21 protein-coding genes and 1 riboswitch are annotated in these 20,055 nt (G+C 56.9%); of the genes, 8 read left to right on the top strand and 13 right to left on the bottom strand.

Going from position 1 to position 20,055, the window contains the following annotated elements; genetic code table 11:
• Window positions 1-18: 18 nt before the first annotated feature.
• The 10 genes from HMPREF3178_RS00115 to HMPREF3178_RS00070 all read right to left on the bottom strand — a co-directional run bounded on the left by HMPREF3178_RS00115 (window position 19) and on the right by HMPREF3178_RS00070 (window position 8,786).
• Entirely contained in the window at window positions 19-336 is a 318-nt protein-coding gene (locus HMPREF3178_RS00115; RefSeq protein WP_004097651.1) for a PTS lactose/cellobiose transporter subunit IIA, read from the bottom strand.
• Between the two features lie 3 nt (window positions 337-339).
• Window positions 340-645 (bottom strand): PTS sugar transporter subunit IIB, encoded by a 306-nt coding sequence (locus tag HMPREF3178_RS00110; RefSeq protein ID WP_004109717.1) that lies wholly within the window; start codon window positions 643-645, stop codon window positions 340-342.
• Window positions 646-817: 172 nt separating this feature from the next.
• A complete protein-coding gene (locus HMPREF3178_RS00105) occupies window positions 818-2,350 on the bottom strand; it encodes a sensor domain-containing diguanylate cyclase (protein ID WP_004109715.1) in 1,533 nt (510 codons plus the stop codon).
• Between the two features lie 320 nt (window positions 2,351-2,670).
• A complete protein-coding gene (gene thiH, locus HMPREF3178_RS00100) occupies window positions 2,671-3,804 on the bottom strand; it encodes a 2-iminoacetate synthase ThiH (protein ID WP_017145143.1) in 1,134 nt (377 codons plus the stop codon).
• Window positions 3,801-4,571, bottom strand: coding sequence for a thiazole synthase (gene thiG / locus HMPREF3178_RS00095; protein WP_004109711.1), 771 nt, complete (start codon window positions 4,569-4,571; stop codon window positions 3,801-3,803). Before thiG ends, thiH begins: the two co-directional genes overlap by 4 nt.
• Before the next feature lies 1 nt (window position 4,572).
• Window positions 4,573-4,773 (bottom strand): sulfur carrier protein ThiS, encoded by a 201-nt coding sequence (thiS, locus tag HMPREF3178_RS00090; RefSeq protein ID WP_004109709.1) that lies wholly within the window; start codon window positions 4,771-4,773, stop codon window positions 4,573-4,575.
• Window positions 4,757-5,512, bottom strand: a complete 756-nt coding sequence (locus HMPREF3178_RS00085; RefSeq protein WP_004109706.1) for a HesA/MoeB/ThiF family protein — start codon at window positions 5,510-5,512, stop codon at window positions 4,757-4,759. Before HMPREF3178_RS00085 ends, thiS begins: the two co-directional genes overlap by 17 nt.
• Window positions 5,505-6,140: a thiamine phosphate synthase gene (thiE, locus tag HMPREF3178_RS00080; protein WP_004117108.1), complete on the bottom strand. Its 636-nt coding sequence runs from the start codon at window positions 6,138-6,140 to the stop codon at window positions 5,505-5,507. The genes HMPREF3178_RS00085 and thiE overlap by 8 nt, the downstream gene beginning before the upstream one ends.
• Window positions 6,140-8,035 carry a phosphomethylpyrimidine synthase ThiC gene (thiC, locus tag HMPREF3178_RS00075; protein ID WP_017145142.1) on the bottom strand — a complete coding sequence of 632 codons (1,896 nt, stop codon included), beginning with the start codon at window positions 8,033-8,035 and terminating at the stop codon, window positions 6,140-6,142. The genes thiE and thiC overlap by 1 nt, the downstream gene beginning before the upstream one ends.
• 85 nt (window positions 8,036-8,120) lie before the next feature.
• Window positions 8,121-8,234: riboswitch (TPP riboswitch) on the bottom strand.
• 54 nt (window positions 8,235-8,288) lie between these two features.
• The gene (locus HMPREF3178_RS00070; protein ID WP_004109697.1) at window positions 8,289-8,786 is read right to left on the bottom strand and encodes an Rsd/AlgQ family anti-sigma factor; all 498 of its coding nucleotides are present in this window, start codon (window positions 8,784-8,786) and stop codon (window positions 8,289-8,291) included.
• Between the two features lie 95 nt (window positions 8,787-8,881).
• Between HMPREF3178_RS00070 and nudC the strand changes: the two genes are divergently transcribed.
• From nudC to HMPREF3178_RS00040, 6 genes are all read left to right on the top strand, one after another.
• Window positions 8,882-9,655 (top strand): NAD(+) diphosphatase, encoded by a 774-nt coding sequence (nudC, locus tag HMPREF3178_RS00065; protein ID WP_004117114.1) that lies wholly within the window; start codon window positions 8,882-8,884, stop codon window positions 9,653-9,655.
• Between the two features lie 166 nt (window positions 9,656-9,821).
• Window positions 9,822-10,886: a uroporphyrinogen decarboxylase gene (hemE, locus tag HMPREF3178_RS00060; protein WP_004109692.1), complete on the top strand. Its 1,065-nt coding sequence runs from the start codon at window positions 9,822-9,824 to the stop codon at window positions 10,884-10,886.
• A 9-nt stretch (window positions 10,887-10,895) separates the two neighbouring features.
• The gene (gene nfi / locus HMPREF3178_RS00055; RefSeq protein ID WP_004109691.1) at window positions 10,896-11,567 is read left to right on the top strand and encodes a deoxyribonuclease V; all 672 of its coding nucleotides are present in this window, start codon (window positions 10,896-10,898) and stop codon (window positions 11,565-11,567) included.
• A 42-nt stretch (window positions 11,568-11,609) separates the two neighbouring features.
• A complete protein-coding gene (locus HMPREF3178_RS00050) occupies window positions 11,610-12,200 on the top strand; it encodes a YjaG family protein (RefSeq protein ID WP_017145141.1) in 591 nt (196 codons plus the stop codon).
• Window positions 12,201-12,386: 186 nt separating this feature from the next.
• Window positions 12,387-12,659, top strand: coding sequence for a nucleoid-associated protein HU-alpha (hupA, locus tag HMPREF3178_RS00045; RefSeq protein ID WP_004097675.1), 273 nt, complete (start codon window positions 12,387-12,389; stop codon window positions 12,657-12,659).
• A gap of 12 nt (window positions 12,660-12,671) precedes the next feature.
• Window positions 12,672-13,364, top strand: a complete 693-nt coding sequence (locus HMPREF3178_RS00040; RefSeq protein WP_004109689.1) for a DUF1481 domain-containing protein — start codon at window positions 12,672-12,674, stop codon at window positions 13,362-13,364.
• A gap of 3 nt (window positions 13,365-13,367) precedes the next feature.
• On the opposite strand, the gene zraP is transcribed toward HMPREF3178_RS00040, so the two are convergent.
• Window positions 13,368-13,802, bottom strand: a complete 435-nt coding sequence (gene zraP, locus HMPREF3178_RS00035) for a zinc resistance sensor/chaperone ZraP (protein WP_017145140.1) — start codon at window positions 13,800-13,802, stop codon at window positions 13,368-13,370.
• Between the two features lie 251 nt (window positions 13,803-14,053).
• On the opposite strand from zraP, the gene zraS reads away from it, so the two are divergent.
• Window positions 14,054-15,442, top strand: a complete 1,389-nt coding sequence (zraS, locus tag HMPREF3178_RS00030; RefSeq protein WP_017145139.1) for a two-component system sensor histidine kinase ZraS — start codon at window positions 14,054-14,056, stop codon at window positions 15,440-15,442.
• Window positions 15,439-16,770: a sigma-54-dependent response regulator transcription factor ZraR gene (gene zraR / locus HMPREF3178_RS00025; protein ID WP_047720460.1), complete on the top strand. Its 1,332-nt coding sequence runs from the start codon at window positions 15,439-15,441 to the stop codon at window positions 16,768-16,770. The genes zraS and zraR overlap by 4 nt, the downstream gene beginning before the upstream one ends.
• Here zraR and purD read toward each other — a convergent pair.
• Both purD and purH read right to left on the bottom strand, forming a co-directional pair.
• A complete protein-coding gene (gene purD, locus HMPREF3178_RS00020) occupies window positions 16,767-18,059 on the bottom strand; it encodes a phosphoribosylamine--glycine ligase (RefSeq protein WP_016809147.1) in 1,293 nt (430 codons plus the stop codon). The two genes, zraR and purD, sit on opposite strands and share 4 nt — an antisense overlap.
• A gap of 15 nt (window positions 18,060-18,074) precedes the next feature.
• Window positions 18,075-19,664, bottom strand: coding sequence for a bifunctional phosphoribosylaminoimidazolecarboxamide formyltransferase/IMP cyclohydrolase (gene purH / locus HMPREF3178_RS00015; protein WP_004109672.1), 1,590 nt, complete (start codon window positions 19,662-19,664; stop codon window positions 18,075-18,077).
• Window positions 19,665-20,055: the final 391 nt, after the last annotated feature.

Genomic DNA, 20,055 nt, shown 5'->3' with positions numbered 1-20,055 from the left:
CCTGTTAAATAGTTGGGGTTATTGCGCGAGCGGAATTCGGCGATAGAGCTCAATCATATCGGTTGCCAGATCCTGAATGACCATCGCGTTCATCAGGTGGTCCTGGGAATGAACGGTAATCAGGTTAACCGGAAGCTTGCCGCTGCCTTCATCCATGCCGATCAGCTGGGTCTGGATTTTATGCGCATGTTTGACAAATTCGTGAGATTCCGCCATCGCCTGTTCGGCCGCAGCAAAATCGCCTTTACGCGCCAGCTGCAGAGCGGTTAAGGCAGAGCTACGCGCTGAACCGGCGTTAACCAGAAGCTCCATGATGATCGTTTCTAAGTCTTCCATCTCTTACTCCATCAGCTTCAGGGCTTTATCAAGCACGGCTTCGCCTTTCATCATGCCGTAATCCATCATATCGATGACGGCAACTTTTTTACCAAACGGGTCGGCCATAGCCTGTAGCTTGGCCTGCTCATACTTCACCTGGGGGCCGAGCAGGATAATATCGGCAGCGGCAAGGTTATCTTTAAACTCGGCAACCGGTACGGCTTTGATGGAGACTTCCACACCTTTTTGTTGCGCAGCAGCCTGCATACGTTGAACCAGCATGCTGGTGGACATACCTGCGGCACAGCATAAAACGATATTCTTCATAATTGTTGGCCCTTATGTTCCTTGATGTACCATCTTTATCGCGGGCAGGCGGGCGGGACAACCGCTTTACGGTGATTGTGTGTAAGTCATCACAAAATAATGAAACCGGTTTCGGTTATGGAGGAGAAAACGCTAAAAGTCGCGTCCGACGGGCCGGAAACGGTAGGCTCTGTTACGCGCGGACGATGCGATTCTTGCCCTGCTGCTTGGCTTTATACAGCGCTTCATCAACGCGCACGACAAGCTGCTCCAGGGGTTCCATATTCCATTCGCCGAGACCTGCGCTAAAGGTGACCGTTAGCCCTTCTTCACGCCAGGAGCGCTGCGCAACGCGGGCCCGCCAGCTCTCCAGCAGCTTCAGAGCGTCATCGCTATGTCCGGTGGTAAAGATCACCGCAAACTCCTCCCCGCCGTAGCGGTAAAGTGAAATTTGCAGAGGTTGGAGGATCTGCAGTCCTTCCCGTGCGACATTGCGCAGAACGATATCGCCATTGAGATGACCCCAGGTGTCATTTATCGTTTTAAAGTTATCAATATCCACCAGCGCGAGAGAGAAAGGTTGATGATCGTTCATCAGCGCGGCGATATCATTGTCGAAGGCGCGTCGGTTCTTGCAGCCGGTTAGCGCATCGATGGTCGCCTGGCGAACGTAGGTTAACTCGCGCTGCTTATTGCTCTCGATGGCTTTGCTGAGCATCGCTTCCAGCCGCGGGGCGCGCTGAACATCCCCGGTTTTAATGGCATTGATGATGTTCATCAACACCGTACGTGAAGCATGGCGCAGATACAGGCCAAACAGCACGATAACGATCGCGGCCAGGGCAAAGCTCCAGGCGACGATATCCGTTTCATGGCGAGTCAAGTTGACCAGCGTCGAGTTATCGACCCGATAAATGACAAACCAGTCGGGGTTGGTAAACGAGTAGTAGTAGTACCAGGCGTTCGTATCGGTATCGTAGAGCTGGCCTTCGCCGCTGGTCATTCTGTCCATCAACGCTTCACTGACGTAGGGTTTAAATAAGGCGCCAGGATCCGGATGGAGAACGACTTTACCATCGCGTTGCACCACAAAAAATTCCCCCTGGACCGGAGCAACCATCTGCCGTAACGCGTAGCCCATTGAGGTGAGATCGAGATGAAATGCGAGACTGCCCTTTAGCCGTCCCTCTGGAGAAATTATGGGTTTGTAGACGGTAATCGTCGGATGATGCGTGAAGTAGTCGTTGTACGGGCTGGTATACCGGCTGAAGGTACTGGCTTCCGCTTGTTTAATAAACCACGGTCTCGATTTGGCATCAAAAGACTGACTGTCTTCCGTCTCCAGAACCTCGGGCGCGCGCAGGTAGTGCCCATTGGTATCCGCCAGCGAGATGGACGAAACGGTTTGCATCATATTTTGCAGCTGCATGAGCTGCATCAAACCTTTTTCAGGATTGACGTTAACCGCCTCATTGAGCGCATCATTGCGGGCAAAGAAAGTGGCGGCACGGGTGAGGATAAAGTCATTGCCCTGCAGCAGCGTCTCCGTGTAGTTGGTCGCCATATTGTGGGTGAAATTGCGGTTAATATGATGATAATCTTCAAGAAAATCATTTCGCTGCGTCGTCGTGGCGAACACCGCTATCAGCAAGAAGCTGAATAAAATACCCGCGAACCCGATCACAATCGGCGAGGTGAAAGAGAGCTTTCTATTATGGCGAGCCATGAGTCGTAAATCGTTCCAGAAGCGTTAAACCGTGGAGAAAGATGCAGGTTTAGCCAGCATGCCTGCCGATTGAATCAGATAAATCTCCGGTAATTATAACGCTGACGTTGTGAGATGGACTGATTAATATTCCATGTTGATGGAATTGCCTTTGCAGCGAAGAGGATGGAGCAGGGCGAAAATGAAGAAGAGTTAGCTTTCGTCCTGGACAGCATCCACTGCTGACAAGGGCAGGATAGAGAAACGGAAACACGGTCACCATCTTCCGTTTCTCTGATTACGAGCGTGCACCAGGAACTTTTAAGTCGTTACATCTCTTATCATGATGACTGGGAAGCGCGTCCCAGCCAGCTATCCCAGTCTTTCCATACCGGCTGCAGCCCGCTGGCCACCAGCGCGCTGGCAACCTCTTCCGGACGGCGGTCATCGTGAGGCGCGAACTGCTCCAGCTCCGGATGGTTATCGGCATACCCACCGGGCTGAGTTTTTGAAAACGCGCTGACGTTGTTGATGGCCAGCGGGATGACCCGATCGCGGAACCAGGGGGATTCGCGGGTGGATAACGAAAGTTCTACTTCCGGGGCCAGCAGGCGGAAGGCGCAAATGGTTTGCACCAGCTGTCGTTCATCCATCAATGAGGCAGGTTCGATACCGCCGGCGCACGGGCGCAGTCGCGGAAAGGAGATGGAGTAGCGGCTGCGCCAGTAGCGCTGCTGAAGCCACAGCAGATGTTCCGCCACCATAAAGCAGTCCACGCGCCAGCTGTCGGAGAGGCCAATTAATGCGCCAAGGCCAATCTTATCAATTCCCGCCTGTCCAAGCCTGTCCGGCGTATCCAGCCGCCAGAAAAAGTCCTGTTTTTTCCCTTTCAGATGGTGTTTCGCATACATGCTTTCATGATAGGTCTCCTGATAGACCATCACGCCGTCCAGCCCGAGGTTTTTCAGCTCGGCGTATTCCTCCCTCGCCAGCGGCTGGACTTCCATATGCAGCGAGGCGAACTGGCGGCGAATCGCGGGCAGATGCCGGCGAAAGTAGTCCATGCCGACTTTGCCCTGATGCTCGCCGGTCACCAGCAGCAGATGCTCGAAACCCATTTCGCGAATTGCCGCGCATTCACGGGCAATTTCCGCCTCATCCAGAGTTTTTCGCTTGATGCGGTTACTCATTGAGAAACCGCAGTAGGTACAGTCGTTGGCGCACAGATTAGAGAGATACAGCGGCACATAAAAGCTGACGGTATTACCGAAACGCTGGCGCGTCAGACGCTGAGCACGCTGGGCCAGAGGCTCCAGATAGCCAGCAGCGGCGGGGGAGAGCAGGGCCATCATATCGTCGCGGCTGAGCTGTTTGGCCGCCAGGGCGCGTTCAACGTCGGCGGTGGTTTTCGCGTTTATTCGCAGGCGAATATCGTCCCAGTCCAGCTGTCGCCAACGGTCAGTGAAGGTGTTCATACCTGCGCCTCCAGAAAGCCGGTCAGCGGGCTGGTGGCCTGCGCCTGCGCGCTGCGCGCGCCCGGTCCGGCCTGCCGCGCCAGTAATCCGGCATCAATCGCCAGCCGGAAAGCGCGGGCCATGGTAACCGGGTCGTCGGCAACGGCGATGGCGGTATTCACCAGGACCGCGTCGGCACCCATTTCCAGCGCCTGGGCTGCGTGGCTCGGCACGCCAATACCCGCATCCACGACCACCGGCACCGTGGCCTGTTCGATAATAATCTCCAGCATTGCTTTGGTTTCCAGTCCCTGATTGGAGCCGATGGGCGCGCCGAGCGGCATCACCGCCGCGCAGCCCGCTTCTTCCAGACGTTTACACAGCACCGGGTCGGCGCCGCAGTAGGGCAGCACGACGAAGCCTTCCCGAACCAGAATCTCCGCCGCTTTCAGCGTTTCGATCGGATCGGGGAGCAGCCAGCGGGCGTCCGGATGAATTTCCAGTTTCAGCCAGTGGGTGCCCAGCGCTTCCCGCGCCAGGCGGGCGGCAAATACCGCCTCTTCCGCCGTTTTGGCCCCGGAGGTGTTGGGGAGCAGGCTAACGCCGGCCGCCAGCAGCGGCGCGAGAATGGCGTCATTATGCTGACGAAGATCGACGCGCTTCATCGCCAGCGTCACCAGTTGGCTACCGGAGGCGCGAATGGCCTCCACCATGACCTCGGGAGCGGCGAATTTACCGGTGCCGGTGAAGAGATGTGATTCAAACGTTTTATCTGCAATACGTAACATGTCAGCCTCCAGCGATAACCTGAAAAAGCAGGATTTGGTCGCCTTCCTGCAAAAGATGATCTTCCCACCGTTCGCGCGGCAGGATGTGTTGATTAAGCGCCAGCGCGACGCCCGGCAACTGCTGTTCCAGTTGAGCGAGCAGGGCGGCGACGGAGGTCGCTTCGGCACACTGCAACGGTTCATCGTTAAACCACACCTGCATGCTGCCCTCCACAGACCGGACAGCCCAGAGATCGCTGTAATGTCAGCGTACGCCAGCTGCTGGTGCGTGCATCAAACAGGCGCAGTGCGTTACGCGGCGCCGCCATGCCGCTGAGCAGCTTGATGGCCTCCAGCGCCTGTAGGGTTCCCATCATGCCGACGACCGGGCCAATGATGCCCGCCGTGCGGCAGTTGCGTTCGGGTTCGTTAGCATCCGGCCACAGGCAGCGATAACAGCCCTGCTCCCACGGCGGCGTCAGTACCATCAGCTGGCCTCCGAGTCCGACAGCGCTGGCAGTAATCAACGGCGTTTTGAGCGCGACGCAGGCGGCGTTGATCGCCTGTCGGGTCGCCATGTTATCGGTGCAATCCAGTACCACATCGGCCTTCGCCACTTCCTCCTGCAGGGCCTTTCCGCCTAACCGCTGCTTCAGCGCAATCAGTTCAATCTGCGGATTTAGCCGAGCCAGCCGGGCCCTGGCGGCCGTGGTTTTAGGCTGAGCGATATCATCGCTGGTGAACAAAATTTGTCGCTGCAGGTTGCTGACGTGAACGTCGTCGTCATCGGCCAGCGCCAGCGTGCCGACGCCGGCTCCGGCAAGATAGAGCGCGGCGGGGGAACCCAGCCCGCCGAGACCCACGATCAACACCCGGCTGGCCAGCAGCTTTTGCTGGCCTTCAATGGCGATATCCTCCAGCAGCAGCTGGCGGCTATAGCGCATAAAATCGCTGTCATTCATCACCGGCTCCCGCTATCTCAAGCAACCGTGCCGTTGCCTGCCGCCAGTCGGTCGCCTGGGTGATGGCGCTGACTACCGCAATGCTGCCGACGCCGGTGGCCAGTACTGCCGGAGCGCGCTCAAGGCTGATGCCGCCAATCGCCACGGTTGGATAATCCTCCAGTCGCTGAATATGCTGCGCCAGCTGATCCAGCCCCTGAGGGGAGGAAGGCATCTGCTTGGTTTGTGTCGGAAAAACGTGACCAAGCGCGATGTAAGAGGGACGCGCCGCCAGCGCGATATCCATTTCCATATCGTCATGGGTGGAAACGCCAAGGCGCAGTCCGGCGTTGCGGATGGCGCTGAGGTCGGTGGTTTCCAGATCCTCCTGGCCTAAATGCACGCCATAAGCCTGATGTTTAATGGCCAGGCGCCAGTAATCGTTAATAAACAGCCGCGCATGGTATTTGCGTCCCAGCGCGATAGCGGCAACGACATCGTCTTCGACGTCACTATCGCGCTTATCCTTGATGCGCAGCTGGAGAGTGCGAACGCCCGCAGCCAGTAAGCGTTCGATCCACGCGACGCTATCGACGACCGGATAGAGGCCTAAACGGAATGGGACGGATGGAAAATCGGGTTGATACATCAGGCTTCCTCCTTACGTAGATAGATTTCACTGCCGCGGGCGCGGAAGTTTTCCGACATATCGGCCATCCCCACTTCAATGGTCTGCGCGGCGGCGTAGTCGCGAACTTCCTGACTTATCTTCATTGAGCAAAATTTGGGGCCGCACATGGAGCAGAAGTGGGCCACTTTGCCTGACTCCTGCGGCAGGGTTTCGTCGTGGTAAGCGCGCGCGGTGAACGGGTCGAGCGCCAGATTAAACTGGTCTTCCCAGCGGAACTCGAAGCGCGCTTTCGACATGGCGTTATCGCGGATCTGCGCGCCGGGGTGGCCTTTAGCGAGGTCTGCGGCGTGGGCGGCAATTTTGTAGGTAATCAGGCCCTGTTTAACGTCTTCTTTATTCGGCAGACCGAGATGCTCTTTCGGCGTCACGTAGCAGAGCATCGCGCAGCCAAACCAGCCGATCATGGCGGCGCCAATCCCGGAGGTGAAATGATCGTAGCCCGGTGCAATATCGGTAGTTAGCGGCCCCAAGGTGTAGAAGGGCGCTTCGTGGCAGTGCTCCAGCTCTTCGGTCATATTGCGCTGAATCATCTGCATCGGCACATGGCCCGGGCCTTCGATCATCACCTGTACGTCATACTCCCAGGCGATTTTGGTCAGTTCGCCCAGCGTATGCAGCTCGGCAAACTGCGCTTCGTCGTTGGCGTCCTGAATCGAGCCGGGGCGCAGGCCATCGCCCAATGACAGCGAGACGTCATAGGCGGCGCAGATTTCGCAGATTTCACGGAAATGTTGGTAGAGGAAGTTCTCCTGGTGATGGGATAAGCACCATTTCGCCATGATTGAGCCGCCGCGGGAGACGATGCCGGTCAGGCGTTTGGCGGTCATCGGCACGTAGCGCAGCAGCACGCCCGCATGGATAGTGAAGTAGTCCACCCCTTGTTCCGCCTGTTCGAGCAGCGTGTCGCGGAAGGCTTCCCAGGTAAGATCTTCGGCGATCCCGTTTACCTTCTCTAACGCCTGGTAGATCGGCACGGTACCGATCGGTACCGGACTATTGCGCAGGATCCACTCGCGGGTCTCATGAATATAGCGGCCGGTGGAAAGGTCCATAACCGTATCCGCTCCCCAGCGCGTCGCCCACACCAGCTTCTCGACCTCTTCTTCTATCGACGAGGTGACCGCGGAGTTACCAATATTGGCGTTAACCTTCACGAGGAAGTTGCGGCCGATGATCATCGGCTCGGATTCCGGATGATTTATATTGGCCGGGATAATCGCGCGCCCGGCGGCAACTTCAGCGCGCACAAATTCCGGGGTGATATTCTCCGGCAGCCGCGCGCCAAACCCGACGCCCGGATGCTGCTGGCGCAGCACTTCGCCACGAATGCGTTCGCGACCCATATTTTCGCGAATGGCGATGAATTCCATCTCAGGAGTGACAATCCCCTGACGGGCATAGTGCAGCTGCGTCACGCATTTCCCGACTATGGCGCGCCTGGGCGTAAGCAGACCGGAAAAGCGCAGCGCGTTAAGACCATCGTCCGCCAGCCGCTCTCTGGTATAGGCTGAGCTGCGATCGCTAAGCGTTTCGCAGTCGCGACGCGCATCAATCCACGGCTGACGCAGTTTCGCCAGACCCTGCTGAACGTTTATCGCGATGTGCGGATCGCCATAGGGGCCGGATGTATCGTAGACCGGGATGGCTTCGTTTGCTTCATACTGAGGATGGTCTTTGCTGCCGCCGATAAGCGTCGGGCTCAGCTGAATTTCGCGCATCGGCACGCGAATATCTTCCTGCGAACCGCGGATATAGATGCGCTGCGAATTGGGAAATGCGGTGCCTTCCAGGGTGTCGATAAAGCGCTGGGCGTGTTCGCGTTGCTCTCGACGCGTAAGTGATGTTGTAGACATAGCTCATTCCAGTTAAACAGGATATGGCTTGCCAGACGACGGATGGAGTAACAGATGCGATCGGCCATGAAGAGGCAGATGCTAAACGCAGTTTACTCTTGTTCCCTTCGCAGGTATTAGCCTGATCAGGTTCCGCGGATCCCGAATTAACGGTCTCAGCCTTTTCCAGTGTGGAAAATGGGCACTCCGACAAGATGACATCCCCTCTCCGTGAGGGGGAATGTATGTAAACTACGCGTTAATGGCTCACAACTCAAGCGGTCGGCGCGATATTGTCGCTAACGTTGTCTTTTCGACTGTGGGCTACGGCGAGGGCAATCAGCGAATCTTCCAGCGCAAAACGGGCTTCCAGCGCTTCACCGATGTCCGATAGCGCCTGCTGGAACTCAAGATAGTTATCGTGATCGATAGCGTTTTCGAGGCAGGAATCGTAATAATCCATGATCTGCTGGGTATTAGCCTGCAGCTGTGGATAAATCTTAGTGGCGGCTAAAAGTGGCGTATCGCCTTCCAATTCGCCGATAAAGCGTTCATAAATATTAAAATGGCCGGAGGAGAGGTAGTCCACCAGGCTTTGGCAAAAATCATCCAGCGCTTTCTCATTAAGCCGCATAAATGATTCTTTGCCAGGCTTCAGGCCAACCAGGTTGTAGTAAGCCACAAGCAAATGCTTACGTACTTGTAGCCAGCGATCGACCAGTTTATTGCTGCCTCCAACACGTTCCGTCAGGTTTTCCAGCTGGTTTAACATGGTTGACTCCGCAAGGTTTTAAGAGAAATACGTTGCTCACCAAAATGTAAATTTAATGTTAAAAGTGCCAGTAAAATGAAGGTAGTGCAATAGATATGGATCGTATTATTGAAAAATTAGATCGCGGCTGGTGGATTGTCAGCCACGAACAGAAATTATGGTTACCCGATGGGGAATTACCATATGGCGAAGCGGTAAATTTTAATCTTGCCGGGCAAACCGCGCTGCGAATAGGCGAATGGCAGGGCGAACCGGTGTGGCTGGTGCGCCAGGATCGTCGCCATGAGATGGGATCGCTGCGTCAGGTGCTCGATCAGGATGCTGGCCTTTTTCAACTGGCGGGACGCGGGATCCAGCTGGCGGAGTTCTACCGCTCGCATAAATTCTGCGGCTACTGCGGCCATCCCATGCACCCCAGCAAAACCGAGTGGGCAATGCTATGCAGCCACTGCCGCGAACGCTACTACCCGCAAATCGCCCCGTGCATTATCGTCGCCATCCGTCGGGATGATTCTATCCTGCTGGCGCAGCATACTCGCCATCGCAACGGCGTGCATACGGTGCTGGCCGGATTTGTCGAAGTCGGCGAAACCCTGGAGCAAACCGTTGCCCGCGAAGTGATGGAGGAGAGCGGTATCAAGGTGAAAAACCTGCGCTATGTAACCTCCCAGCCCTGGCCGTTCCCGCAATCGCTGATGACCGCATTTATGGCCGAGTACGATAGCGGCGAGATTGTCATCGACAAGAAAGAGCTGCTGGAGGCGGGATGGTATCGCTATGACAATCTGCCGCTTTTGCCGCCGCCGGGCACCGTGGCGCGCCGTCTGATTGAAGATACCGTGGCGATGTGTCGGGCAGAGTATGAGTGACATGTTACATACACTTTATCCTTCAAACTGCCTCTTTGTTGGCTGCTTTCACTTGCCCCAGTCACTTACTTGAGTAAGCTCCTGGGGTTCATTCAATTGCCGCCTTGGTCCACTTTGAATGATTTTGTGTATAAACTTGGCGCATCAACGCTAAAGGAATGTAAAAATGACCGAACTGAAGAACGATCGTTACCTGCGCGCGCTGCTACGCCAGCCGGTTGATGTCACCCCGGTGTGGATGATGCGTCAGGCGGGCCGCTATTTACCGGAATATAAAGCCACCCGCGCCGAAGCGGGCGATTTTATGTCGCTGTGTAAAAACGCAGAGCTGGCCTGTGAAGTGACGCTGCAGCCGCTGCGCCGCTATAAGCTGGATGCGGCTATACTCTTCTCGGACATTCTCACCATCCCGGATGCGATGGGGCTGGGGCTCTATTTTGAAGCCGGGGAGGGCCCGCGCTTTACCTCGCCCATTACCTGCAAAGCCGATGTCGATAAATTACCCGTTCCTGACCCGGAAGGTGAGCTTGGCTACGTGATGAATGCCGTGCGCACGATTCGCCGTGAGCTGAAGGGAGAAGTGCCGCTGATCGGCTTTTCCGGCAGCCCGTGGACGCTGGCAACCTATATGGTGGAAGGCGGCAGCAGCAAAGCGTTTACGGTAATTAAAAAGATGATGTACGCCGAGCCGCAGGCCCTGCATGCGCTGCTCGATAAGCTGGCGAAAAGCGTCACGCTGTATCTGAATGCGCAAATCAAAGCGGGCGCGCAGTCGGTGATGATTTTTGATACCTGGGGCGGAGTACTGACCGGCCGCGACTACCAGCAGTTCTCGCTCTATTACATGCATAAAATCGTTGATGGGCTGCTGCGTGAAAACGATGGCCGTCGCGTGCCGGTGACGCTATTTACCAAAGGCGGCGGGCAGTGGCTGGAAGCGATGGCGGAAACAGGCTGCGATGCGCTGGGACTCGACTGGACCACCGATATCGCCGATGCGCGTCGTCGCGTCGGTCATAAAGTCGCCCTGCAGGGCAATATGGATCCCTCGATGCTGTATGCCCCTCCGGCGCGTATTGAAGAAGAGGTGGCGACTATTCTCGCCGGGTTTGGCCAGGGTGAAGGCCATGTCTTTAACCTCGGGCACGGAATTCATCAGGATGTTAACCCGGAACATGCGGGCGTATTTGTGGAGGCAGTGCACCGGTTGTCGGCGCAATACCACCGTTAAGGAGTGAATATGGATTTGTCATCGCTACGCACACAGCAGCTCAGCCTGGCGGCATCGGTTGAACGAGGCGATCGGTTGGAACAGGATCCGCCGACGCTGATCGGCGGAGCGGATGTCGGTTTTGAGCAAGAGGGAGAGGTCACCCGGGCGGCGATGGTACTGCTAAGCTATCCGTCCCTGGAGCTGGTGGAGTATCAGGTCGCGCGCGTCGCGACCACGATGCCTTACATTCCCGGCTTCCTCTCCTTTCGCGAAACCCCCGCGCTGCTGGCGGCATGGGAGCTACTTTCGCAAAAGCCGAATCTGTTATTCGTTGATGGCCACGGTATTTCCCACCCGCGCCGCCTCGGCGTCGCCAGCCATTTTGGCCTGCTGGTGGATGTACCGACTATCGGCGTGGCGAAAAAACGGCTGTGCGGTAAGTTTGGGCCGTTGGGCGATGAACCCGGCGCGCTGGCGCCGTTGTTAGATAAAGGCGAACAGCTGGCGTGGGTCTTGCGCAGCAAAACGCGCTGCAATCCGCTGTTTGTGAGTACCGGGCACCGCGTTGGCCTGGATAGCGCGCTGATGTGGGTGGAGCGCTGCCTGAAAGGCTATCGCCTGCCTGAGCCAACGCGCTGGGCCGATGCGGTGGCGTCCCGGCGTCCGGCGTTTGTGCGTTGGCAAGCAAATCGCGACTGATTCAGGTACACTGCGGCTAATTTCTGACTTCGAGATTTCATCATGTTACAAAACCCGATTCACCTGCGTCTGGAGAAGCTGGAAAGCTGGCAGCACGTGACTTTTATGGCCTGCCTGTGCGAGCGGATGTACCCCAACTACGCTATGTTCTGTCAGCAAACGGAATTTGCCGATGGCCAGCTTTATCGCCGTATCCTCGATCTGATCTGGGAAACGCTGACGGTAAAAGATGCGAAGGTGAATTTCGACAGCCAGCTGGAAAAGCTGGAAGAGGTGATTCCGGCCGCTGATGATTACGACCTGTACGGCGTCTATCCGGCCATCGATGCCTGCGTCGCATTGAGTGAACTGCTTCATTCGCGGCTAAGCGGCGAAACGCTCGAACACGCCATCGAAGTCAGCAAGAGTTCGATCACCACCGTTGCGATGCTGGAAATGACCCAGGCTGGTCGCGAAATGACCGACGAAGAGCTCAAAGAAAACCCGGCTGTCGAACAAGAATGGGATATTCAGTGGGAGATTTTTCGTCTTCTGGCCGACTGCGAAGAACGCGATATTGAACTGATCAAAGGGCTACGTGCAGACCTTCGCGAGGCCGGTGAGAGCAATATTGGTATAAATTTTCAGCAATGAGACCAGAAAACGTGATTTACCGCCTGAATTGTAGCGTCTGAAGGCTTCCATTCCGCCCCCCGTCTGGTCTACATTTGGGGGGCGAAAAAACGTGGCTATCGGTGCGTGTATGCAGGAGAGTGCTTTTCAGGCATTTCCGTCGCACTCGATGCTTAGCAAGCGATAAACACATTGTAAGGATAACTTATGAACAAGACTCAACTGATTGATGTAATTGCGGACAAAGCTGACCTGTCCAAAGCACAGGCGAAAGCTGCCCTGGAATCTACCCTGGCTGCAATTACCGAGTCTCTGAAAGAAGGTGATGCTGTTCAACTGGTTGGTTTCGGTACCTTCAAAGTGAACCACCGCGCTGAGCGTACTGGCCGCAACCCGCAGACCGGTAATGAAATCAAAATCGCCGCAGCAAACGTACCGGCATTTGTTTCAGGTAAAGCTCTGAAAGACGCAGTTAAGTAAGACCGCGTGGCAGTGTACAGTTTTATCGAAGGGGCTTGTCGGCCCCTTTTGTCTATCTGGCGCCGCACGCTGGCGCTGGCGGGCGTATTGCTGCTCACTGCCTGCAGCCATGATTCTTCTCTCCCGCCGTTTACCGCCAGCGGTTACGCGGAAAACCAGGGGGCGATGCGTATCTGGCGCAAAGATTCCGACGGTGAGGTCCATCTCCTTGCCGCCTTCAGTCCATGGCGTCATGGTAATACCTCGACCAGCGAGTATCGCTGGCAGGATGGTCAGCTCGCGCTGATCGAGCTCAACGTCTACGGCAAACCGCCGGAACATATTCGCGCCCGGTTTGATGCGCAAGGCGAACTCAGCTTTATGCAGCGTGAAATCGATGGGCAGAAGCAGCAGCTTTCCAGCGATCAGGTTGCGCTATACCGCTATCGGGCAGAGCAAATACGCCAGACCAGCGATGCACTGCGTCAGGGACGCGTCATGCTGCGCCAGGGGCGGTGGCATGCTGACAGGACGGTAACCACCTGCGAAGGTCAGACCGTGAAGCCTGACCTCGATACGCTGGCGCTGGCGCATATTGAGCGTCGTCAGAACCACTCATCCGTCGAGGTGAGCGTGGCGTGGCTGGAAGCGCCGGAAGGCTCTCAGCTGCTGCTGGTGGCAAACGAAGACTTCTGTACCTGGCAGCCGACCGAAAAAAGCTTCTGAACCTTACCAGTGGTTCATCCCCATATGACCGCGGCCTCCGCCGCAGCCTCCACGTCCCATCCCCTCGCCGCGAGGAATACCCGCCTGCGCTAATGCGAGATCGAACTTCACCCGCTGCTGGGCAAGCTTCTGACCGAGAGCGTCCATCTCCTGGGCGACGGATTCGATTTTCGCGCTGTCAGGTTTATCCGTGGTTAACAGCGCATTGTATTCATAGCGTTTTGAAATGAGCTGCTGACGTAAAACGCGGGTTTGCTCATAGAAATCATTATGCAGCTTCTGGGCAGTGGCCTGCTGGTCGGTCGTCAGTTGACTATAGCCCTGGGGGCCCATATCGGTACCGTTATACCAGTGGTGCCTTGCCCAGGCTGAGCTACTGCCGAAAGTCAGCGCGGCGAGGGCAATCAGCGTCAGCGTCATTTTTTTGTTCCGTTTCATAGTTTATTCTCCTGCCTTATGGTTACTCAGTGATTTGCATCTTCCGTGCCAGAGTGGAAAGGCCGCAGGATATCGGGCGTTGAATGCTTTTCAGCGGACGAGAGCGAGTAAAAATGACTCGCGGTAAAGGGGGCAGCGGGTCATTTTTACTCGATCGCCTTCCCGGTTTGCGCCCAGGGAGAGGTTAGAGGCGGCGGAATAGTGGCATGATTTCTGCTGGGCTATGCGGTGTCTGAGGAAAGGGAGTTGTCATGAACGTGATGCGGTTGTCTAAGGATTCCGTCGCCGTTGGGCTGAGCTGGTTGTTAACCGGCCTTATCTTGCTGCTGGTGTGCCTGTTTTCTGCGTTAATCGTGCGTGACTATGGCCGTGAAAATGAAGCCGCACGCCAGACTATCCAGGAAAAAGGCAGCGTGCTGATCCGCGCTCTTGAGTCCGGAACCCGGGTCGGAATGGGAATGCGTATGCATCATTCCCAGCTGCAGGCGCTACTGGAGGAGATGGCCTGGCAGCCCGGCGTGCTGTGGTTCGCGGTGACAGATGAGAACGGTAAAATTATCGCCCATAGCGACCCGCGGCGGGTCGGTGAGTCGCTCTACCCCGCCAGCACCCTGCGAGAGCTGAATATCGGTAGCGAGGAGCGCTGGCGCCGCCTCGAACAACCGGAGCCAGCGCTGGAGATTTATCGCCAGTTTCGCCCGCTTAACGGCGGTGGGCATCATATGCGCATGATGATGCGTCGCGAATCTGCCGATCTCCGTAATCAGGCGCCCCAGGTCATTTTTATTGCCTTTGATACCCGCGAGCTGGATGCCGACCATGCTCGTGGCCTGCGCAATATGGTCATCATGCTCTGCGCGGCAGGCGTAGTCATGACGGCAACGGTGCTGGCGCAGTTCTGGTTTCGCCGCTATCAGCGTTCGCGCAAGCAGCTGCAGGAGGCGACGGCGCGAAAAGAAAAGCTGCTGGCGCTCGGTCATCTGGCCGCGGGCGTCGCCCATGAAGTCCGCAACCCGCTATCATCCATAAAAGGGCTGGCCAGGTATTTCGCCGAGCGGACCCCAGCCGATGGCGAAGCGCATCAGTTGGCCCTGGTGATGGCCAGGGAAGCCGATCGCCTGAACAGGGTCGTCAGCGAGCTGCTGGAACTGGTGCGTCCGGCGCATTTAAAATATCAATCGGTTGATTTAAATGAAGTCATTACGCATTCGCTTCAACTGGTTAGCCAGGATGCCGCCAGCCGGGCGATATCTCTGAAGTTTATCGCGCAGCCCGCGCTATGCCGCATCCAGGCCGATCCGGATCGTTTAAAACAGGTGCTGCTCAACCTTTATCTCAATGCTATCCATGCCATTGGCCGCGATGGCGTGATTACGGTGGCGGTGAGAGAGTGCGGCGATGGGCGAGTAAAGGTGAGCGTTGCGGACAGCGGCAAAGGGATGACGGCGGAACAGCTACAGGCCATTTTTACACCGTACTTCACTACCAAGGCCGACGGCACCGGGCTGGGGCTGGCGGTGGTGCAGAACATCGTTGAGCAGCACGGCGGAACAATTGACGCCGAGAGCACTCCCGGCAAGGGCGCGCTATTTACGCTCTATTTGCCGGTTAATGGGCAACAGAAGGATGAACAAGGATGAGTGGCGAGCAGGTCGATATTCTGGTGGTGGACGATGACATCAGCCACTGCACTATCTTACAGGCGTTGTTGCGGGGCTGGGGTTATCGGGTTGCGCTGGCTTACAACGGCGTACAGGCGCTGGAACAGGTGCGCGAGAAGGTGTTTGATCTGGTGCTATGCGACATCCGCATGGCGGAGATGGATGGCATCGAAACGCTGAAAGAGATCAAAACCTTGAATCCGTCGATTCCCGTTCTGATTATGACAGCGTACTCCAGCGTCGACACCGCTGTGGAAGCGCTGAAATCCGGTGCGCTGGACTACCTGATTAAGCCGCTGGACTTTGACAAGCTGCAGCTGACGCTATCCGAGGCGTTGGCTCACACTCGGCAGAGCGAGTCTCCCGTTGCCGGGACTCCGGCCGCCCAGTTTGGCATGGTGGGGGATAGCCCGGCGATGCGGGCGCTGCTGAACAATATCGCCCTGGTTGCGCCCTCCGATGCGACGGTATTAATTCACGGCGAGTCGGGCACAGGGAAAGAGCTGGTCGCGCGGGCGCTGCACGCCAGCAGCGCTCGCAGCCGCCAGCCGCTGGTGATCCTCAACTGCGCGGCGCTTAACGAGTCGTTGCTGGAGTCGGAGCTGTTTGGCCATGAGAAGGGCGCGTTTACCGGCGCGGACAAACGGCGAGAAGGGCGCTTCGTTGAAGCGGACGGCGGTACGCTTTTCCTCGATGAAATTGGCGATATTTCGCCGTTGATGCAGGTGCGTCTGCTGCGGGCGATTCAGGAGCGTGAAGTGCAGCGGGTGGGCAGCAATCAGACCCTTTCGGTCGATGTACGGCTAATTGCCGCCACCCACCGGGATTTAGCCGAAGAGGTCAGCGCCGGGCGTTTTCGCCAGGATCTCTACTACCGCCTGAACGTCGTGACTATCGATATGCCGCCGCTGCGTCATCGCAGGGAGGATATCCCCCAACTGGCGCGCTATTTCCTGCAACGGTATGCCGAGCGTAACCGTAAAGCAGTACAGGGATTTACGCCACAGGCGATGGACTTGCTCATCCACTACGCCTGGCCGGGTAATATTCGCGAGCTGGAAAATGCGGTGGAGCGGGCGGTGGTCCTGCTGACCGGAGAGTACATCTCCGAACGCGAACTGCCGCTGGCAATTGCCGGTACGCCAGTTGCGGACGTGTTGCACGGTGATGATGTTATTCAGCCGCTGGTGGAGGTAGAGAAAGAAGCGATCCTCGCGGCGCTCGAAAAAACGGGCGGCAACAAAACTGAAGCCGCCCGTCAGTTGGGCATTACGCGCAAAACGCTGCTGGCAAAGCTCAGCCGTTAGCGGTTTTGCTCACGTTCGATAGCGCGCCAGCCGATGTCGTTACGGCTAAAGCTGCCGTCCCAGCTGATATCGCTCATCAGGGCGTAAGCGCGCTTTTGCGCTTCAGCAACGGTGCGACCCAGTGCGGTGGCGCAGAGTACCCGGCCGCCGCTGGTCAGCACGCGATCGTCATTAGCGAGTCTGGTGCCGGCGTGGAAGACCTTGCCGTCTGCCGTTTCTTCCAGCGGCAGGCCGTGGATCTCATCGCCGGTGCTGTAGTTGCCCGGATAACCACCGGCGGCGATCACGACGCCCAGCGAGGCGCGCTCGTCCCACTCGGAGGTTTTCTCATTCAGCTTACCGTCGCAGGCGGCGAGGCACAGATCCACCAGATCCGATTTCATGCGTAGCATGATCGGCTGGGTTTCCGGATCGCCAAAGCGGCAGTTGAACTCGATTACCTTCGGGTTGCCCTGTTTGTCGATCATCAGGCCCGCATAGAGGAAACCGGTGTAGGTATTACCCTCCGCTGCCATACCTTTTACGGTTGGCCAGATAATGCGTTCCATGGTGCGCTGGTGAACCTCATCGGTGACCACCGGTGCCGGAGAGTAAGCGCCCATACCGCCCGTGTTCGGGCCGGTATCGCCATTGCCCACGCGTTTATGATCCTGGCTGGTGGCCATCGGCAGGACGTGCTCGCCGTCGACCATCACGATAAAGCTCGCCTCTTCGCCGTCGAGGAACTCTTCAATGACGATGCGGTGCCCGGCGTCGCCAAAGGCGTTTCCTGCCAGCATGTCTTGAACGGCGGCTTCCGCTTCTTCCAGCGTCATGGCGACAATCACGCCCTTGCCGGCGGCCAGGCCGTCGGCCTTGATAACGATGGGCGCGCCTTTCTCACGCAGGTACGCCAGCGCGGGCTCGACTTCGGTGAAGTTCTGGTATTCCGCTGTCGGAATGTTATGGCGGGCAAGAAAATCTTTGGTGAAGGCTTTAGAGCCTTCCAGCTGCGCCGCGCCTTCCGTTGGGCCGAAGATTTTCAGCCCCGCGGCGCGGAACGCATCCACAACGCCAATCACCAGTGGCGCTTCCGGGCCAACGATGGTCAGATCAATTTTCTCGCTTTGAGCAAAGCTCAGCAGCGCCGGAATATCGGTGACGCCGATAGCCACATTCTGCAACGCTGGTTCCAGGGCGGTGCCCGCGTTACCCGGGGCGACAAAAACGGTATCGACTTTTGGCGACTGCGCCGCTTTCCAGGCCAGGGCGTGCTCGCGGCCGCCGTTGCCAATAACTAATACTTTCATCGTCTGCTCCGTGAATTAATGGCGGAAGTGGCGCATATCGGTGAAGATCATCGCGATGCCGTGCTCATCGGCGGCGGCAATCACCTCTTCGTCGCGAATAGAACCGCCGGGCTGAATGACGCAGCTCACGCCAACGGCAGCGGCGGCATCAATACCGTCGCGGAACGGGAAGAAGGCGTCGGAGGCCATCGCCGAACCTTTCACCTCCAGTCCCTCATCGCCTGCTTTAATCCCGGCGATTTTGGCAGAGTAAACGCGGCTCATCTGACCTGCGCCTATTCCGATGGTCATGTTCTCTTTGGCATAAACAATGGCGTTAGATTTAACGAATTTCGCAACGATCCAGCAGAACAGCGCATCGCGCAGCTCCTGCTCGGTCGGCTGGCGTTTGGAAACCACGCGCAGTTCGCCTTCTGTGACCATACCCAGATCGCGGTCCTGAACCAGCAGGCCACCATTAACGCGTTTGAAGTCCAGACCCGGCACGCGCTGCGTCCACTGACCGCAGGTCAGAACGCGGACGTTCTGTTTCGCGGCAGTGATCTTCAGGGCCTCTTCCGTCGCAGACGGTGCGATGATCACTTCAACGAACTGGCGGGAGATGATGGCCTGCGCGGTTTCGGCATCCAGTTCGCGGTTAAACGCGATAATGCCGCCGAAGGCAGAGGTCGGGTCAGTCTTGTATGCACGGTCGTAGGCATCCAGAATAGAGGTGCTTACCGCTACGCCACATGGGTTGGCGTGCTTCACAATAACGCAGGCCGGCTCACTGAATTCTTTGACGCATTCCAGCGCGGCATCGGTGTCGGCAATGTTGTTATAGGAGAGGGCTTTACCCTGAACCTGCTGTGCCGTGGCGACAGAGGCTTCTTTGATTTCTTCTTCTATATAGAAGGCAGCCTGCTGGTGGCTGTTTTCACCGTAACGCATATCCTGCTTCTTAATGAAGTTCAGGTTCAGGGTGCGCGGGAAGCGGCCAGCGGCTTCTTTGCTCTCGCCGTGATAGGCCGGAACCATGCTGCCGAAGTAGTTGGCAATCATGCTGTCGTAGGCGGCGGTGTGTTCGAATGCTTTAATGGCGAGGTCGAAGCGGGTGTCGAGGGTCAGGGAGCCTTCGTTCGCATCCATCTCTTTAATAATGGCATCGTAGTCGCTGCTCTTCACCACGATGGCGACGTCTTTATGGTTCTTCGCCGCCGAGCGAACCATGGTTGGGCCGCCGATATCAATGTTTTCTACCGCATCTTCCAGCGAGCAACCCTCGCGGGCAACGGTTTGAGCAAACGGATACAGGTTAACAACCACCATATCAATAGGCGCGATACCGTGTTGTTCCATAATGCCGTCATCCTGGCCGCGGCGGCCGAGAATGCCGCCGTGAACTTTCGGATGCAGAGTCTTCACGCGTCCGTCCATCATTTCCGGGAAACCGGTGTAGTCAGAGACTTCGGTAACCGGCAGACCTTTCTCAGCCAGCAGGCGTGCGGTACCACCCGTAGACAGTAGCTCGACACCACGAGCGGAAAGCGCCTGCGCGAATTCGACGATACCGGCCTTGTCAGAAACACTGAGCAGGGCGCGGCGGACTGGACGACGTTGTTGCATGGTATTAAATCCCCAGGATTTGAATATTACAGAGAGCGTTAGGTGAGTTTTTGCCTAAAAACTCACCTAACGCACCCAACCGGGCATCCTTGTTATAGCGCGGCATTGTAACGAAAACGTTTGCGCAACGCTCGCGAATTTTTATCTTTCTCTTTTTAGCCCTGAACGACGGCTTATATAGAGAGGTGGCGTGGCTTTTGTTTTGGGGTATCGCCCGACATCTGTGGATAATTCTGTGCGTAACAGGGTATAAAGCGGGGTTTTGCTGGGGAATGCAGCAGTCAGTCATTTTTCTGCAATTTAACTATTGCGGATGCCCGGGAACTCCCTATAATGCGCCTCCATCGACACGGCAGGTGTGAATCACTTCACACAAACAGCCGGTTGGTTG

The organism is Klebsiella sp. HMSC09D12 (genome assembly GCF_001808475.1).
GTDB classification, from domain to species: domain Bacteria; phylum Pseudomonadota; class Gammaproteobacteria; order Enterobacterales; family Enterobacteriaceae; genus Klebsiella; species Klebsiella oxytoca.
The sequence above is the reverse complement of the archived record's forward strand: the minus strand, read 5'-3'. Positions and strand labels throughout refer to the sequence as shown.